The sequence below is a fragment of the Helicobacter pylori genome (genome assembly GCF_030323545.1).
GTDB classification, from domain to species: domain Bacteria; phylum Campylobacterota; class Campylobacteria; order Campylobacterales; family Helicobacteraceae; genus Helicobacter; species Helicobacter pylori_CO.
Map to the genome: position 1 here is coordinate 388,141 of NZ_CP122954.1, position 17,922 is coordinate 406,062.

Sequence of the window (17,922 nt, forward strand, 5' to 3'; positions counted from 1 at the left end):
CACTTCTTTTGATTGAAACAACACAATCAAGCGTCTTAAGGCAATTTAAAATAAAATAGTGTTAGCATGATCTCAAAGCCCCTTATTAAATTAATCTATACCAAATAGTAAGGAGTTATCTAACATGGGGTTTTTCAAGCTTAAAGAACACAACACTAACATTGCCACCGAGTTTAGAGCGGGTTTAACGACCTTTATCACCATGATTTACATCGTGCCTTTAAACGCTCTTATCCTTTCTCAAGCCAACATGCCTTATGAAGCCCTTTTGAGCGCAACGGCCATTATCACTATCTTATCGAGCGTGTTTAACGGATTGTGGGCAAACACCCCCATCGCTATGAGCGTGGGCTTAGGGCTGTCAGCTTATTTTAGCTTCGGGCTAGTTCAAGGGCTAAAACTCCCTTGGCAGAGTGCTTTAGGCGTCGTAGCGCTCTCGGGAGCGATTTTTGTGATCCTGTCTTTCACCAAATTTAGAAGTTGGGTCATGCGAAGCATTCCTAGCGATTTAAGGCGTGCGGTGAGCGCGGGGATAGGGGCTTTTATCGCATTTATTGGCCTTAAAGAAATGCATATTGTCGTTACCCATAAGGCTACGCTTGTAACCTTAGGCGATTTTGGCGATCCGCATGTGTTATTGGGGGTTGTGGGGATCATTCTAACTTTCGCGCTCTACACGCTCAAAATCAGGGGTTCTTTCATTATAGCAGTCTTAATCACTTCCATTCTCGCATGGGTTTTAAAGCTGGCTCCTTACCCTAGTGAGTTTTTTTCCATGCCCGCTAGCATTGGCCCTATCGCCTTTCAATTAGACTTTAAGGGCATTTTTTTTGATGCGAGTGGGGCTTTCACTTTAGCGTTAGTGCCAGTTATTATCACTTTTTTTGTAACCGATTTGTTTGATTCTTTAGGCACGCTTGCAGGGATTGGCCACAAGACTGATTTTTTCAATGATGAAGAAAAAAACAAGGAATTGGAAAAGACTTTGGAAGCAGATGCGGTGGCTTCTTTAGGGAGTGCGGTAGTGGGCGTTTCTACCACGACGGCTTTTATAGAGAGCGCGAGTGGGGTTGAAGAGGGGGGCCGCACAGGGCTTACAGCGGTTTTTACCGGATTATTTTTTGTTTTAACGCTCTTTTGCTTGCCTCTTTTAAAAGCTATTCCTAGCAATGCGATTTATCCGGTGCTAGTGGTAGTAGGGGTTTTGATGTTTAGCGTGTTAGAGGGGGTGAATTTTAAAGACATGGCCATTAGCGTTTCCACTTTTTTAACCGTGGTGATGATGCCCTTAACCTTCTCCATTGCCGATGGCTTAGCCTTTGGCTTTTTGTCTTATAGTATCATCAAATTGGTTCAAAAAGACTTCAAAGCACTCAATTCAGGCATCATCATTCTCTGCATCATTTCTGTTTCTGTATTTATCTTTCGTTAAGCTCTTTTTAAGGGGCTTTGCATTTTTTACTCATTTCATGCCTCTTTTTCTTTATTTAGACAGATTATTATCTTAAAATAATTGTAATATCATTATTATTATTGTATCAGTTCAATAAAAGGAAATGGTATGCAAAAAACTTCTAACACCTTGGCGCTGGGGAGTTTGACAGCGCTATTCTTTCTAATGGGTTTCATCACGGTTTTAAACGATATTTTAATCCCGCATTTAAAACCCATTTTTGACTTGACCTATTTTGAAGCTTCACTCATTCAATTTTGCTTTTTTGGGGCGTATTTCATCATGGGAGGAGTTTTTGGGAATGTGATCAGTAAAATCGGCTACCCTTTTGGCGTAGTGCTTGGTTTTGTGATCACAGCGAGCGGGTGCGCGTTGTTTTATCCGGCGGCGCATTTTGGCTCTTATGGGTTTTTCTTGGGGGCGTTGTTTATTTTAGCGAGCGGGATTGTATGCTTACAAACCGCCGGTAATCCCTTTGTAACCCTGCTTTCTAAAGGTAAAGAAGCCAGAAACCTGGTTTTAGTCCAGGCGTTCAATTCGCTTGGCACGACTTTAGGGCCTATTTTTGGGAGCTTGTTGATTTTTAGCACGACTAAAATGGGCGATAATGCAAGTTTGATAGATAAATTAGCGGACGCTAAAAGCGTTCAAATGCCTTATTTGGGCTTGGCGGTGTTTTCGCTTCTTTTAGCGCTCATCATGTATCTTTTGAAATTGCCTGATGTGGAAAAAGAAATGCCCAAAGAGACGACGCAAAAAAGCCTGTTTTCGCACAAACACTTTGTTTTTGGGGCTTTAGGGATCTTTTTCTATGTGGGGGGAGAAGTTGCGATTGGATCGTTCTTGGTGCTAAGCTTTGAAAAGCTTTTGAATTTAGACCCTCAATCAAGCGCGCATTACTTGGTGTATTATTGGGGAGGCGCGATGGTGGGCCGTTTCTTGGGCAGTGTGTTGATGAATAAAATTGCGCCTAATAAATACTTGGCTTTCAACGCTTTAAGTTCTATTGTTCTCATTGCTTTAGCCATTGTTATTGGAGGCAAGATCGCTTTATTCGCTCTGACTTTTGTGGGCTTTTTCAACTCTATCATGTTCCCCACAATCTTTTCTTTGGCTACGCTCAATTTAGGGCATCTCACTTCTAAGGCTTCTGGGGTGATTAGCATGGCGATTGTGGGAGGGGCGTTAATCCCCCCCATTCAAGGCGCGGTTACAGACATGCTAACAGCAACCGAGTCAAATCTGCTCTACGCTTATGGTGTGCCGTTGTTATGCTATTTTTATATCCTCTTCTTTGCGCTTAAAGGGTATAAGCAAGAAGAAAACTCCTAAAAAAGGGGGGGGTTTCTCTTTTATTTTCTTTCTTTTAGCTTGTTTTAAAAAAATTTAAAAATACTAAATCAAATAAGGTTTTATAGCGCGTTTGAAATCAAAAGGCATGCAAATGAGAAAAACCTCCTAACCACAAAAGATTAAGAGATTTTAAGAATGAAGCAAAAAATAAAGACTAGTAAATGGGTTTAGCGCCTTTGAATTTATATTCCGTAAGAAACCCGGTGCCATCAAAATTACCCACCAAAGAGATCTTTGCAATATCGCCCACTTGGCAATCGGTTTCTAAGATAAGATAAGGCACTTCATCTTTACCGATTAAGGTGATCACTCGGCCCTTTTTTTCACGACTTTGCTTGGGAAATTCTTTAGAATCAAGGCCTGTGGTATTATCGCCGGTTTGGAGCATTCTAAAAGCATAGCACATGCCATCATTGATTTGAGCGCTATAAATCTTGCCTTTTTTAACTTCTTTTTTAACCCCCGGTTTAAGCGCGATGCGTATTTCTGAGTGGATTTCAGCTTCTTGCATTTTGCCTTTATAATCCCGCACCTGCACCTTATGCACGCCATTAGGGTCTCCCTTTTTAAGCAGAGAATCTTCATAGCTGAATTTTTGAATGTCTAAATCCCCATCAACAAAACTCCTAGCATCAAGCTGAACGCTCAAAAGCCCTAGCAACCCAATTAATGAAAATTTCAAACAACGCTTATAAAAATGATTCATCAACAAATCCTTTCAATGTAAAATCAAACAAATATACCTCAAAATTAAAAACAAAAAGATCACAAAACCGCTCATTTAGCAATCAAAACACGCTCTGTCAAGAAATCAAAGCCTAAAGAAATCATTCAAAAATAATTTCTTCCGGTTTGATTTCATCGCCATAAACAGGCTCTAAAGTTTCCTTGTAAGCTTCTTTTAAGAAGTCGCTAGAAATGAGGGAATCCATTTCGTTATCCAACCATTCTAAAAGCTTAGGGTTACCTTTTTTAATCGCTGGAGCGATCACATCCTTATCGCCAAGGCTTGTAATGCCTAATTTAAACTCAGGGTGTTGTTTCGCCCAAGCGAGCAATAAAGTGTTATCATGGGCTAGAGCGGTAGCCTTATTATTTAAAAGGGCTAAAAAAGTCTCTGTGTTTTGTTCAAATTTCAAAAGTTTGATATTGGGGTAATTTTTAGTGAAATAAAAATCCGCTATCGTGCCTTTATTCACAATCAACTCTTTATCCTTCAACTCTTCTATATTTTTAATGACCCCATCTTTAGAAATCACCCCCAAAGCGACTTTCATATACGGCTTAGCGAAATCCACGACTTTTTCTCTTTCTTTAGTGCGCGTGAAATTAGCCATGATAATATCCACTTTATTGGCTTTTAAAAATTCCACCCTAGCTGAAGCTTCTACAGGAATGAACTCAATCTTATTTTCATCGCCCAATAAATCAAGGGCCATGCGTTTAGCAATGACGACATCATAGCCTTGATATTGTCCCTTAGAATCCACAGATCCAAAAGGAGGCTTATCGCTAAAAACCCCCACTTTTAAAACCCCTCTTTGCTTAATGACTTCTAAAGCGTCCTTTTTTTCTTTATGGCTATCAGAACATGCGTTAAAGACTAAAGCGATTAAAACTAAAAACAGCCCCCATACCTTAAAAAGCCCGTTCGTTTTCATAAAAACACCTTTTTTTGAAATTAAAATCATCTTTTTAGCAAACTTTATTTAACAGCTCCCTAAAAAATGGAAAGTTTCTAAAAATTTTTGTGCTCTTTGAGATTTAGGGTGGTTAAAAAATTCTTTAGCGCTGTTTTCTTCAGCGATCTTACCGCTATCAAAAAACACGATTTTATGAGCGATTTTTTGCGCGAATTTCATTTCATGCGTTACAATCACCATGCTCATGCCCGTTGTGGCCAATTCTAAAATCACTTCTAAAACTTCTTTAACCATTTCAGGGTCTAAAGAGGCGGTTACTTCATCAAAGAGCATGATTTTTGGCCGCATGCACAAAGAACGCACGATCGCTACTCGCTGCTTTTGCCCGCCGCTCAATTCTTTAGGATAAGCTTGTTGTTTATGCTCCAAACCCACTCGCTTTAAAAGCTCTACGGCTTGAGAAATAACCTCATCTTTGGATCGTTTTTGCACTTTTAAGGGGGCGAGTAAGATATTATCTAACACATTTAAATGCGGGAACAATTCATAATTTTGAAACACCATGCCTATTTTTTGGCGCATTTGATTCCAGTTAGTGGCTGGTGTATTAAGGTTAGTGTTTTCAAAAAGGATTTCACCTCCATCAATCTTTTCAAGCCCGTTCAAACATTTTAAAAAAGTGCTTTTCCCGCACCCGCTAGGCCCTAAAATCACTGCCACTTCACCCTTGTTTAAAGTGAAATTGATGCCGTCTAAAACCAAATGGTTTTGATAGGTTTTTTTTAACCCTTTGGTTTCTAAAATCACGCTCATTTTACCCTCTAATGTATTGGAATTTTTTTTCTAAATAGGAACTATACAGGCTCAAACTATAGCATAAACTAAAATAAAACATTAAGATAACGCCATAAACCACAAAGCTCGCATTGGGCATGCGTAAGAGGTTAAGCTCTATGATTTGTTGGCCCACTTTTAACAAATCAATCGCTCCAATGAGAGAGACTAAGGCTGTGGTTTTAATCATGCGCGTGAATAAATTAAGGCTTGAGGGCAATAAAGACAAAAAGCTTTGAGGGAAAATAACGTTAAAAACCACCCTTTTTGAATCCATGCCTAAAGCCAGAGCGCTTTCTACTTGGTGTTTGCTCACGGAAGTTAAAACCCCTCTGGTTAAATCCATCATTTCAGCACCACCCCACAAGCTAAAAACAATAACGCTCGCTAAAACGGCGCTAATATGCAAATCAAACCAGCTCGCTAACCCAAAATACACAATAAAAAGCCATGCTAAAAGCGGGATGATGCGAATGCTTTCTAAATACACACGACACGCCAAAACCATTATTTTAGAGCCAAACGCCATCAAGCTCCCCAAAAGCATTCCAACAATGATTGAAATAACCGCAGAGCTAAGAGCGATCAAAAGAGTGGTTTCAAACCCTTCTAACAAACGCTTAAGGTTGTCTAACTCTAACAAAACTCCCATTTTAAGCCACTTTCTTTTTAAAAAAACGCTCTAAAATCACAAACAAAACGCTTAAAGGGAGTAAAGCGATCAAATAAGTGAGGCTTAACATCAAAAGGCTTTCAGTCGTTTTATAATAAATGCCAATAAAATCTTTCGCCACAAACATAATATCGGTTAGGGCTATCGCGCCCACCACAGAAGTTTCTTTGAGTAAAAAGATCACATTCGCCCCTATAGAAGGCATAGAAACGCTTAAACTTTGAGGCAAAATGATGTAATACATCATTTTCAAAGGGCTAAACCCTAAACTCAAAGCGCTTTCTTTTTGAATGGAAGCTAAGCTTTTAAACCCAAGCAAAAAACTCTGACTCATATACCCCCCACCCAAAAACCCTAACGCTAAAATCGCACACTCTAAAGCGCTCAAACCGATTTCATTCAACCCGTAATACAAAAAGAAAAGCTGGATGAGCAGGGGCGTGTTCCTAGCGATTTCGCCATAGATATAGACAATAGGGGAGATAAAGCGCGTTTTAAAATACAAAATGATCGCGCACAAAAACCCCACCAAAAGAGAGAGCAAAATCCCAAAAAAAGAAATATAAAGCGTGAGTTCTAACCCCTTAAGAAACATAGGGATGGAGTGAAACATAAAATCCCAATCTAATGCCATAACGCTATACCTTAAAATTAATGACGCTTTAAAGCATCATGTTTAAAAACGGCTCTTATTTATCCTAATTGTTAGAAGTTTGGAAAAACCAAGCCTTTATTATGGAAAGTTTATGAGCCATTCAGTCCTTATTCAAAGAAAATTTGAATTATAATAAAAAAACTGGCTGAAATTAACAATAATGGTTAAACAACCATTAAATGGAGAGAACATGCAAAAAAGTTTAGTTTCTTTGGCTTGGGTTTTTGCCGCTATTTTAGGGGCGATCTGTTTAGGGGTGTTAGCCTTACACAAGGGCGAGAGCGTTAACACGCTATGGCTTGTAGTAGCGAGCGCTTGCATTTATAGCATAGGCTATCGTTTTTATAGCCATTTTATCGCTTATAGGGTGTTAAAGCTAGATGACAACAGAGCCACGCCCGCATGCGTAAGGAATGATGGCAGGGATTTTGTGCCAACCGATAAAGCGATCACTTTTGGGCATCATTTCGCCGCTATTGCTGGGGCTGGCCCTTTAGTAGGCCCGATACTAGCCGCTCAAATGGGTTACTTGCCCTCTATCTTATGGATTTTGATAGGCTCGGTTTTAGGGGGTTGCGTGCATGATTTTGTGGTGCTTTTTGCTTCCATTAGGCGCGATGGCAAGTCTTTAGGCGAAATGATCAAGCTTGAAATGGGTCAATTTGTAGGCATGATCGCAAGTCTTGGTATTTTAGGGATCATGCTCATTATCATTGCGATTTTAGCGATGGTGGTGGTGAAGGCTTTAGCGCATTCGCCTTGGGGCTTTTTTACGATTGCAATGACTATTCCCATTGCGATTCTTATGGGGCTTTACATGCGGTTTTTCAGGCCTCATAAGATTTTAGAAGTTTCTGTTATTGGCTTTATCTTATTGATTATAGCGATTTATGCGGGTAAATATGTTTCTTTAGATCCTAAATTAGCGTCAATATTCACCTTTGATGCCAGTTCTTTAGCGTGGATGATCATGGGCTATGGTTTTGTGGCTTCTATCTTACCGGTATGGTTTTTACTCGCTCCACGAGATTATTTAAGCACTTTTTTAAAAATTGGCGTTATAGGGGTGTTGGTTGTGGCTATTATTTTTGTCGCTCCGCCTTTACAAATCCCTAAAATCACGCCCTTTGTAGATGGCAGTGGGCCTGTGTTTGCAGGAAGCGTGTTCCCTTTCTTGTTTATCACGGTGGCTTGCGGGACGATTAGCGGTTTTCATGCTTTAATTTCTTCAGGCACGACCCCTAAAATGCTCGCTAAAGAAAGCGACGCAAGGCTAGTGGGTTATGGTTCTATGGTGATGGAGAGCGTTGTGGCTCTTATGGCGTTGGTGTGTGCAGGGATTTTACACCCAGGGCTTTATTTCGCTATCAATTCTCCAGAAGTGAGCATCGGTAAAGATATAGCTGATGCGGCTTCAGTGATTAGCTCATGGGGGTTTAGCATCAGCGCTGAAGAAATCCGTGAGATGACCAAAAACATCGGCGAAAGCTCCATTTTGAGCCGCACCGGTGGGGCGCCCACTTTTGCGATCGGTTTAGCGATGATTGTGTATCACATTTTAGGGGATCCAAGCGTGATGGCGTTTTGGTACCATTTTGCGATTTTGTTTGAAGCTTTGTTCATTTTAACCGCTGTGGATGCTGGCACACGAACCGCTCGTTTTATGATCCAGGATTTGCTCGGTAATGTTTATAAACCTTTGGGTAATCTTAGCTCTTATAAGGCTGGGATTTTTGCCACTCTTTTGTGTGTGGCAGGGTGGGGGTATTTCTTGTATCAAGGCACGATCGATCCTAAAGGGGGGATTTATACGCTATGGCCTTTATTTGGCGTGAGCAATCAGATGTTAGCGGGTATGGCGTTGTTGTTGGTTACGGTGGTGTTGTTTAAAATGGGGCGTTTTAAGGGGGCGATGGTAAGTGCCTTGCCGGCAGTTTTGATTTTATTTATCACTTTTTATAGCGGTATTTTAAAAGTAATGCCAAAGAGTGATGATAGCGTGCTTAATAACGTTTCGCATGTGGCGCAAATGCAAATCATCAAAGAAAAAATGGCTACCACTACCGATGAAAAAGCGCTAAAAACGCTCCAAAAATCCTTTTTTAACCACGCTATTGATGCGATTTTGTGCGTATTTTTCATGCTTGTAGCGCTATTGGTTTTAATAGTGAGCGTTAGGATTTGCTCAAACGCTTATTTTAAAAATCAAATTTACCCGCCACTGGCTGAAACGCCCTATATCAAAGCCGCTTGAATAAAAAAGGGGTTTTAACCCCCCTTTAAATCCATAAAAAAAGTTTGACCTTGTTTGTGAAGCGTGCAAACACTAAAGACGTTTGGGATTTCTGCTTGGGTTTTTAAAAAGCTATCGCTTGCTTTTTAACAAACTCTTTATTATTTTCTAAAAAATGCTAAAAGCTCAATTTTAAAGATGGTTTAAAGATGATGGGTATTTTACTTAACGGGTATGATTTAAAAAGGGCTACAAACAGCAACTAAAATACTATAATAATCCATAAAACACTATAATTTTTGTATAGGTTATTAAGTTTTGTGTTATACTGCTCGCATGAATAAAAGAATGCTATCCATCGGTCAAGCGAGTAAGCTTTTAGTGTAACTATCCAAACCTTACGCAATTGGGATAAAAAAGATTTGTTAAAACCTGATGAACTCACTAAAGGCGGTGAAAGGCGTTATAAGTTAGAAAGTTTAAGGCGTATCAATAGAAGCGTAGTCTTTAATCAAGATGAATTAAAAACAATAGCTTATGCTAGAGTAAGCTCGCATGACCAACAAGATGATTTAATCAGACAAGTTCAAGTCTTAGAGCTTTATTGCGCTAAATGCGGCTTTAACTATGAAGTGATACAAGATTTAGGGAGTGGCATGAACTACTATAAAAAAGGCTTAACCAAGCTTTTAAATTTAATCTTAGACAATCAAGTCAAACGCCTTGTATTAACGCATAAAGACAGATTATTACGCTTTGGAGCCGAATTGGTATTCAGTATTTGTGAAGCTAAAGAAGTAGAAGTGATTATCATCAATAAGGGCGATGAGAATGTGAGGTTTGAAGAAGAATTAGCCAAAGATGTTTTAGAAATTATAACCGTCTTTAGCGCTAGATTGTATGGCTCTAGGTCTAAAAAAAAACAAGAAGCTCTTAAATGAAATGCAAGAAGTAATCACTAACAATGTCAGCTATCTCAATCACGCATAAAATAGCTTTAAAGCCTAACAACAAGCATATTACTTATTTTAAAAAAGCTTTTGGGTGCGCTAGGTTAGCTTATAATTGGGGATTAGCTAAGTGGAAAGAAAACTATCAACTAGGCATTAAAACTAACCATCTACAGCTTAAAAAAGAATTTAACGCTCTTAAAAAATCGCAATTTAATTTCGTTTATGAAGTAACTAAATACGCCACCCAACAGCCTTTTATCCACTTAAATCTAGCCTTTAATAAGTTTTTTAAGGATTTAAAAAAAGGTTTAGTGAGTTACCCTAAATTTAAAAAGAAAAGAGAGTTTCAAGGTTCTTTTTATATAGGGGGCGACCAAATTAAAATCATTCAAACAGCTAATACTGATTATTTAAAAATACCTAACTTACCCCCAATCAAACTCACTGAAAAACTAAGATTTCAAGGCAAAATCAATAACGCTACCATCACTCAAAAGGGCGATCATTTCTATGTTTCAATCTCTTGTGATATTGATGAGAGTGAATACAAGCGAACCCATAAACTCCAAGAAAGTCATAATGAGCTAGGGATTGATATAGGGATTAAATCCTTTGTGAGTTTGTCTAATGGCTTAAATATCTATGCCCTAAGCCCTTAGATAAGCTTACTAGAAAGCTTGTAAGAATTAGCAGACAACTGAGTAAAAAAATCCACCCAAAAACCAAAGGGGATAAAACCAAGAAATCTAATAATTACTTAAAGCATTCTAAAAAGCTTACCCACTTGCATGAAAAAATAGCTAACATCAGACTTGATTTTTTACACAAGCTCACAAGCTCTCTTATAAGACACTCAAAGTCGTTTTGTTTAGAGAGTTTGAAAGTCAAAAACATGTTTAAAAATCACAGGTTAGCTAAATCTTTAAGCGATGTTTCTATGTCCATGTTTAACACGCTATTAAAATATAAAGCTAAATACTCTAATAAAGAAATTTTAATAGCTGACACTTACTATCCAAGCTCTAAGACTTGTTCTAATTGTCAAAAAGTTAAACAAGATTTAAAGCTTAACGATAGGATTTATCAATGCCTAGAGTGTGGCTTTGAATTAGATAGAGATATAAACGCTGCTATCAATCTTTTAAAGCATTTAGTAGGTAGAGTTACTGCCGAATTTACGCCTATGGACTTGACGGCTCTGTTGAATGATTTGTCCAATAATCGTTTAGCAACTAGCAAGGTTGAACTAGGAATACAACAAAAATCCCAAATTGAGAGAATTTTATAGCTCTTTATAGGATTTTATAGGTTTGTAGTAACGGCTTTTGCTTGAAAAGAAATTTTATATAATAGAGATTAGAGAAACAGCGTTAAAAGACGCTTATCCTATCATGGGAGATAGCATCAAAATGATGCCTACCATATTATAGGAGACAGCATCAAAAAGATGCTACTAGAGCCGTGTATAACGCGCTCCTGTCAGAATAAAGGGCGGGGAAGTTTTTAGGCACAGGCCCGTTTTCACCCGGTTTAAAGCCTTTGTTAGTATGCACGCCATAATACGCAAGATCCACGCTACCGCTCAAGTATTCAGTGAATTTATAACCTAAAGAGATCATCGCTCTCGCTTCCCAAGAGACTACTGAATTGGAATATTGTGTGGCGAATTTCCATGTGAATTTTTTGGCAAAATGAGTGCCGCCACAAGAAAGGAGAATGGTAGCGGCGTCTCTTTTAAGGGCTGTGCCTGTAAAACCCGCATAGACGCTGTTACTCCCCATTATCACACCGCTTGGATTCCCCATATTGCCTATCCAACCATTAGCGTTTTGAAAGACTTTATAAAAAGCGATGGAAACATTGTAATTGTTTATATCAAAGCGTTGGCGGATAATGAGATTTTGCCCGTTTTGAGTGGCAGGCGTGTCGTATCTATAGACCGGACTCCCGTTGGATTTAACGATCATCCAAGGGTAGTAAATGGGAAAAAACCCTATGACAGCTGTATCAGAGCGAAAGCCTGTGCCGCTAAAATTGGGGTTAGAGTCCCAACCAATCTTAACGCCCGGAGCGTTAAAGATTTGAGGCGAAAGGTAATAAAAGCCTTCTATGAGGAAACGATGAGGTTTATAGGTGAGTTGCACCGCATGCGTGCCATAAAGCACCTTTCGCCCATGGCTATCATAACCTCCCTTATCGTTTTTAGTGAAGCCTCCGCTATAAGTGGTCCTAGCGGCAAACCAATCCATTAAAAACGAGCCGTAAGCGAACGCCCTCCCAAAAGAGCTAAACCAAGTCAAGCGCGCATGCTTGTATTGCCCAGAAACTTGAAAGCCTTGCGTTTGACCGCTTTTATAAGGCATGGTGGAGAGATAGCGTCCGGCTTTTATTTCAAAATAATTCTTATAAGCGTATTCTAAATACGCATCGCTAAAGACATAATTGCGGACATTTTTGTTGTATTTCATGTTCTGTGTCCCTAAATCATCGCTTTGTAAGATGTTTGTATAACCCCCCATGAACCCATCGTAATAACCAAAGAGATTGTAAGCCACAGAGCCGTCTTCAAACTTCTTCGTGCCGTCATAGAAAATAGATCCCACCATGCCCCCTATTTTGCCTTTTAGAACATGGTCTGAAACCTTTTTGGGTAACAGGCTAAAACCAAGCCCTAAATAGCCCGCAATCGTTGCGAATTGCTGCATAGGGTAGATGCCTCTTTCTTTATTGATTTTATGCTGGTTAAAACCGATCGTGCTGGATTGATCCACAAAGCCATTAAGCTTAGCTTCAAAACCTTGTAAAGAAGAGCTTAAAAATGCCCCAAAGAATAAAACCTGACTTGCCTTTTTCATGCATGCCTCCTAAAATGAGATTGATAAATGCAAATACTTTTAAAGATAAATCTATTCTTTGATTTTTATTATTCTTAGCTTTGAAATAATTATAATATGTAAAATAATGCATATGATGAGAAAGTCAAGCTTTTAAAAGCTAAAAACGATTAATTTGTGGAAAATTTACTCTCTTTAAATTCAAATGGCTAATATATGGTGCTAAAATCCGTTACGAGTAACGGATTATTTTGAATGGATCGCTTGAGAATGGGGTTAAGCTTTGTTTTATCGTTTTTTAGGTTTTATCTGGTTATAAAACAAAGTCTATTGGTTGTAATTCTTATACAATTCTATTAAGCGCTTAGTGGAGCTGTCAAAATAAGCGTTGCTTTTATGCCCTTCTAATTCTTGTAAAATCGGCACGGCTAATTCTTTCCCAAGCTCCACGCCCCATTGATCAAAGCTGTTAATATCCCAAATAACCCCTTGCACAAAGACTTTATGCTCATAAAGAGCCACTAATGCCCCAATATTGCTTGGTGAAATCTTTTCTAATAAAAGGATATTAGAAGGGCGGTTGCCAAAAAATACCCTGTGGTGGGCTAAATCTTTGGCTTCATCTTTGTCTAAGCCTTTAAAGAGCAATTCCCCAAGCGCTTCTTCATAACTCTTGCCTTTCATGAAAGCTTGCGCTTGCGCTAAAACATTGCTGAATAGAATCTCATGGTGGCCTTTAGCGTTAGGCTTTTTGTCTAAAGAAGCGATAAAATCAATGGGTATTAAATGCGTGCCTTGATGCAAGAGCTGGAAAAAGGCGTGCTGAGCGTTAATGCCCATATCGCCCCAAACAACAGGACAGGTGTCATAGGGGATGATTTCGCCTTTTTTGCTGATGCGTTTGCCATTACTTTCCATATCTAATTGCTGAATGAATTTAGGGAAATGCCTTAAATACTGATCGTAAGGAGCGATTAAATGGCTTTTGGATTTAAAAAAATTGATATACCACACGCCAATTAGCCCCATTAAAACGGGTAAATTGCTTTCAAAAGGGGCGTTTCTAAAATGCTCATCCATCAAATACGCTCCTTTCAAAAGAGCGTTGAAATTTTTCTTCCCTAAATAGATCATAATGGATAAGCCAATAGCCGACCACAAACTATAGCGCCCCCCTACAAAATCCCAAAATTCAAACATGTTATGCTCGTCAATGCCAAATTGTTGCACGGCTTCTTTATTAGTGGATACCGCTACAAAGTGCTTAGCGATATGCTTTTCATCGCCGCTTCTTTCTACAAACCATTTTCTAGCGGTTAGGGCGTTGGTTAAGGTTTCTTGAGTGGAAAAAGTCTTAGAAGCCACGATAAAAAGCGTGCTGGCTGGATTGAGTTTTTCTAAAACATCTAAAATCTGTGTGCCATCCACATTAGACACAAAATGCATTTTTAATCTCGGGTGGCCGTAGCGTTTTAGAGCGGTGCAAACCATTAAAGCGCCTAAATCTGACCCTCCAATACCGATATTGACAATATCAGTGATCACTTGATTGGTATAGCCCAATCTTTTACCGCTTCTCACACTATCGCTAAAGGCTCGCATGCGTTTTAAAACATTTCTCACGCTTTTTAACACTTCCATGTTGTCTAGTAAAATTTCAGTGTCATTCAAGCTTCTTAAAGCGGTGTGTAAAACGGCCCTTTTTTCGGTGGTGTTGATTTTTTCGCCCTTAAACATCGCCTCAATCTTTTCTTTTAAAGAGCAGTCATCCGCTAATTCAAAAAGAAGCTTTAAAGTGGTATCGTTCAAGCGGTTTTTGGAATAGTCCAAACTCAAGCTTTCCAATTGCACGAAATAACGGCTCGCTCGCTCTTTGTCTTTGGAAAACCAATCGCGCATATGCGCTTCTTTGATTTCTTCATAATGTTTGAGTAATTTTGGATAAGTTTTTAATTGGGTTAGCATCAATACCCCTTAAATAAAAAATATAACGCTCTATTATAAGCTAGTTTTAATTACAATTTTCAAATGTTAAGAAAAAACATTTTAGCTTACTATGGGGCGAATTTTCTCTTAATCATCGCTCAAAGCTTGCCCCATGCGATTTTAACCCCATTGTTGCTTTCTAAAGGGCTTAGTTTGAGTGAAATCTTGCTCGTGCAAACCTTTTTTAGCTTTTGCGTGCTGGTGGCTGAATACCCAAGCGGCGTTTTAGCGGATTTGATGAGCCGAAAAAATTTATTCCTGGTTTCTAACGCCTTTTTAATCGCTAGTTTTTCGTTTGTGCTGTTTTTTGATAGTTTTATTCTCATGCTTTTAGCGTGGGGGCTGTATGGTTTGTATAGCGCATGCTCTAGCGGCACGATTGAAGCTTCACTCATCACAGACATTAAAGAAAATAAAAAGGATTTGTCTAAATTTTTAGCCAAAAACAATCAAATCGCTTATTTGGGCATGATTATAGGGAGTTCTTTGGGATCGTTTTTGTATCTCAAAGTCCATGCGATGCTGTATATCGTGGGGATTTTTTTAATCATGCTCTGTGCACTAACGATCATCATTTATTTTAAAGAAAAAGAAGAAGATTTTAAAAGCCAAAAAAGTTTGAAACTCCTTAAAGAGCAAGTCAAAGGCAGTCTTAAAGAGCTTAAAGATAACCCCAAGCTTAAAATTTTGTTAGTGGGGCATTTGATTACGCCCGTCTTTTTTATGAGCCATTTTCAAATGTGGCAAGCGTATTTTTTAAAACAAGGCGTTAAAGAGCAATACCTTTTTATATTTTATATCGCTTTTCAAGTGATTTCCATCCTCATTCATTTTTTAAAAGCCAAAAATTACAGCCAAAAAATCGCCCTAAGTTCGCTTTTGGTGTTGCTGGGCGTTAGCCCCTTGTTGCTTAGCAATATCCCTTATTGTTTCATAGGGGTGTATGCGCTCATGGTGGCGTTTTTTGCTTACATGAGTTATTGCTTGGGGTATCAATTCTCCAAATTCGTTTCTAAAAACAACATTTCATCGCTCTCATCGCTTTTATCAAGCTGTGTGCGCGTGGTTTCTGTGTTAGTTTTATCGCTCAGTAGTTTGGAACTGCGTTACTTCTCGCCCCTAACTATCATCACCATGCATTTTGCCCTAACGCTTATCATGCTCTTTTTCTTTTTGTATAAGGCTAAGCCGTTTGATGAGTGATGAATATTGAACATAAAATGTAAAAAATGCCAAAAAGTATTTTTTTAAATAAAAATATAAAAGAGCTTGACGCTAGTCAAGTGATAACTTATTAAAAAAGCGGTCTTGGGGGTTAGGGGGTTTATTAAGGGGGTTAAGGGGGTATTATCGCAAAATACCCCCTATCCCCTTAAGGAAATGAGTTTTGCTAAATAAAATATAAGACTACAACCTTTTAGCGATTTCTACAGCAACATCATAGCCATGGTTTAAAGCGGTAGCGATACTCGCCCCTGATTTGAATAAAATATCGCCCACGATGAATAAATTAGGGATATTGTTGCTCTCTAAATTTTCTTTCACTACAGGGATATTGGTGCTAGGATCCAACTCTAAAGAACAGCGTTTAAAAAATTCTAAAGGGGTAGAGCCACCGATCGCATACAGCAAGCGATCAAAACTCTCGCTCGTGTTATCGGTGAAATTAACCTTAATTTGAGTGCCATCTTCTTCTAGGCTTTCAATATCCACTTCAAGCTTGCTTTTAAGCGTGTTATTGTTTAGGACTTCTTGCAAGTTTTTAGCGTTGTCTTCATTGATGCGACTGAATTCTTTTTTGCGGTAATTGAGGGTGGTAGGGGTGGTTTTGCACAAAGCAATGGCGTATTCCACCGCTGAGTTGCCTCCGCCAATCACAAGGGTTTTTTCATTTTCCTTACAATCATTGATGCTAAAAACCACTTGTTTAGAGAGCGCAACAGGGATTTTGTAAGTAGTAGGGCGGTTTGGCTGGCCCATTTTCCCGATCGCAACCACCACAAATTTAGCATGATAGGTTGCATTAGAAGTGGTGGTGATTTTAAAGTATTCGCCTTCTTTTTTCACGCTCTCAATATCGGTTTTATAGCTTGGCGTGATGCGATGCTCTTTTAAAAGGTTAGTGAAATTCTCTAAAGTTTCTTCTTTAAAGCTGTCTTTAAAAGGGATATGCCCTTTAAGCTCTACGACTTGCTTTTTATAATCTTTATCAATCCTTTTACCGGCTTTATAAAACTTCTCTATCATGCCTGAATGGCTTTCGGTTTTTTCGCATAAAAGCACTTTTTTAACGCCGGCTATTTCGCATTCTACGGCCGTGGCAATGCCCCCAGGCCCTGCACCCACTATCAACACATCTAAAATTTCTTGGTTCATTTCTATCCTTATTATTTTCTTTTTAGTTCTCTTGGCGTTTTTCTTGTAAAATTGCTTCGTTCAAATCGCTTGTGCTGTCATACAACACGCTTTCAAGCATGCGTTTTTCATCGTCAAACTGACCGCTTTTAACCCCCCATAAAAACGCTATTAAGCCTATTAATCCCATAAGCACTGAGACAACTAACATGATGGTTAAAATTTCTGTATTCATCTCTATATCTTTTAGGTTATTAGGATAACGCTGTCATTATACTAAAAGATAGCGTTCAAATCACCAATAGGTTGAATAAGTTTGGATAACATGAAAATAAAAACGAATCAAAAGAGGGTTTTTATGCAAGAAGCGTTGTTGCGTTTTCAAGAGGGTTTTAAGGAGTGGGGTTATCTTATTTTATTTGTGTATTCTTTGGGGGGTGGGTATGTGGGGATTGTCATCGCTTCTATTTTGAGCGCGACCACGCACGCTTTGGATATAAAAATAACCATTCTTGTCGCTTTTTTAGGGAATATGGTAGGGAGTGGGGCTCTTGTAGTCTTTGCCCGCTATCAAAAAAGAGAATTTTTGCAATATTTCCAAAAGCACAGAAGAAAGCTTGCTTTAGCGAGTTTGTGGGTGAAACGCTACGCCTTGCTCATGATTTTTGTTAATAAATATTTGTATGGGATTAAAAGCGTTGTGCCTTTGGCGGTTGGTTTTAGCAAATACCCTTTAAAAAGATTTTTATGGCTTAATGTTTTATCCAGTTTTTTGTGGGCGCTGATCGTGGGGAGCGTTTCTTTTAAAGCGAGCGATTGGGTGAAAACGCTGTATGAAAGGCTTTCTCATTACACTTCGTTTTTTCTTATTGGTTTGGGTCTTGTGTTGCTTTTAATATGGTTTTTATTGAAACGATATTCGCGCAAAATGGGTTTTTAAGCAAGATTTT

Annotated in this window: 14 protein-coding genes and 2 pseudogenes; 7 read left to right on the plus strand and 9 right to left on the minus strand. The window is 38.8% G+C overall.

Annotated features, from left to right (window positions below; translation table 11 throughout):
- Positions 1-124: 124 nt before the first annotated feature.
- Both QAP06_RS01935 and QAP06_RS01940 read left to right on the plus strand, forming a co-directional pair.
- Positions 125-1,432: an NCS2 family permease gene (locus QAP06_RS01935; RefSeq protein ID WP_286466123.1), complete on the plus strand. Its 1,308-nt coding sequence runs from the start codon at positions 125-127 to the stop codon at positions 1,430-1,432.
- 129 nt (positions 1,433-1,561) lie between these two features.
- Positions 1,562-2,785, plus strand: coding sequence for a sugar MFS transporter (locus QAP06_RS01940; RefSeq protein WP_001174141.1), 1,224 nt, complete (start codon positions 1,562-1,564; stop codon positions 2,783-2,785).
- Positions 2,786-2,960: 175 nt separating this feature from the next.
- On the opposite strand, the gene QAP06_RS01945 is transcribed toward QAP06_RS01940, so the two are convergent.
- The 5 genes from QAP06_RS01945 to QAP06_RS01965 all read right to left on the minus strand — a co-directional run bounded on the left by QAP06_RS01945 (position 2,961) and on the right by QAP06_RS01965 (position 6,590).
- The gene (locus QAP06_RS01945) at positions 2,961-3,512 is read right to left on the minus strand and encodes a hypothetical protein (RefSeq protein WP_286466124.1); all 552 of its coding nucleotides are present in this window, start codon (positions 3,510-3,512) and stop codon (positions 2,961-2,963) included.
- Positions 3,513-3,633: 121 nt separating this feature from the next.
- Positions 3,634-4,467 carry a transporter substrate-binding domain-containing protein gene (locus QAP06_RS01950; protein ID WP_286466126.1) on the minus strand — a complete coding sequence of 278 codons (834 nt, stop codon included), beginning with the start codon at positions 4,465-4,467 and terminating at the stop codon, positions 3,634-3,636.
- A gap of 48 nt (positions 4,468-4,515) precedes the next feature.
- Positions 4,516-5,262 carry an amino acid ABC transporter ATP-binding protein gene (locus QAP06_RS01955; RefSeq protein WP_033616782.1) on the minus strand — a complete coding sequence of 249 codons (747 nt, stop codon included), beginning with the start codon at positions 5,260-5,262 and terminating at the stop codon, positions 4,516-4,518.
- A gap of 1 nt (position 5,263) precedes the next feature.
- Positions 5,264-5,935, minus strand: coding sequence for an amino acid ABC transporter permease (locus QAP06_RS01960; protein ID WP_286466129.1), 672 nt, complete (start codon positions 5,933-5,935; stop codon positions 5,264-5,266).
- A 1-nt stretch (position 5,936) separates the two neighbouring features.
- Positions 5,937-6,590 carry an amino acid ABC transporter permease gene (locus QAP06_RS01965; RefSeq protein WP_220997250.1) on the minus strand — a complete coding sequence of 218 codons (654 nt, stop codon included), beginning with the start codon at positions 6,588-6,590 and terminating at the stop codon, positions 5,937-5,939.
- Positions 6,591-6,771: 181 nt separating this feature from the next.
- On the opposite strand from QAP06_RS01965, the gene QAP06_RS01970 reads away from it, so the two are divergent.
- The 3 genes and pseudogenes from QAP06_RS01970 to QAP06_RS01980 all read left to right on the plus strand — a co-directional run bounded on the left by QAP06_RS01970 (position 6,772) and on the right by QAP06_RS01980 (position 11,085).
- Complete coding sequence (locus QAP06_RS01970) at positions 6,772-8,865, plus strand: carbon starvation CstA family protein (protein ID WP_286466136.1); 2,094 nt, start codon at positions 6,772-6,774, stop codon at positions 8,863-8,865.
- Between the two features lie 315 nt (positions 8,866-9,180).
- Positions 9,181-9,834: pseudogene (locus tag QAP06_RS01975) on the plus strand (IS607 family transposase).
- Positions 9,809-11,085 (plus strand): annotated as a pseudogene (locus tag QAP06_RS01980) (RNA-guided endonuclease InsQ/TnpB family protein). Before QAP06_RS01975 ends, QAP06_RS01980 begins: the two co-directional pseudogenes overlap by 26 nt.
- Positions 11,086-11,236: 151 nt before the next feature.
- Here the strand turns inward: QAP06_RS01980 and hofH are convergent.
- Entirely contained in the window at positions 11,237-12,652 is a 1,416-nt protein-coding gene (hofH, locus tag QAP06_RS01985; RefSeq protein ID WP_286466139.1) for an outer membrane beta-barrel protein HofH, read from the minus strand.
- A gap of 306 nt (positions 12,653-12,958) precedes the next feature.
- Positions 12,959-14,596: a glucose-6-phosphate isomerase gene (pgi, locus tag QAP06_RS01990; protein ID WP_286466141.1), complete on the minus strand. Its 1,638-nt coding sequence runs from the start codon at positions 14,594-14,596 to the stop codon at positions 12,959-12,961.
- Positions 14,597-14,659: 63 nt separating this feature from the next.
- On the opposite strand from pgi, the gene QAP06_RS01995 reads away from it, so the two are divergent.
- Positions 14,660-15,820 (plus strand): HP1165 family MFS efflux transporter, encoded by a 1,161-nt coding sequence (locus QAP06_RS01995; RefSeq protein ID WP_286466143.1) that lies wholly within the window; start codon positions 14,660-14,662, stop codon positions 15,818-15,820.
- A 204-nt stretch (positions 15,821-16,024) separates the two neighbouring features.
- Here the strand turns inward: QAP06_RS01995 and QAP06_RS02000 are convergent, their stop codons facing one another.
- Positions 16,025-16,993 (minus strand): NAD(P)-binding domain-containing protein, encoded by a 969-nt coding sequence (locus tag QAP06_RS02000; protein WP_286466145.1) that lies wholly within the window; start codon positions 16,991-16,993, stop codon positions 16,025-16,027.
- Positions 16,994-17,015: 22 nt separating this feature from the next.
- Entirely contained in the window at positions 17,016-17,207 is a 192-nt protein-coding gene (gene ccoS / locus QAP06_RS02005) for a cbb3-type cytochrome oxidase assembly protein CcoS (protein ID WP_001090943.1), read from the minus strand.
- A gap of 123 nt (positions 17,208-17,330) precedes the next feature.
- On the opposite strand from ccoS, the gene QAP06_RS02010 reads away from it, so the two are divergent.
- Positions 17,331-17,912: a DedA family protein gene (locus QAP06_RS02010; protein WP_162970811.1), complete on the plus strand. Its 582-nt coding sequence runs from the start codon at positions 17,331-17,333 to the stop codon at positions 17,910-17,912.
- Positions 17,913-17,922 lie beyond the last annotated feature (10 nt).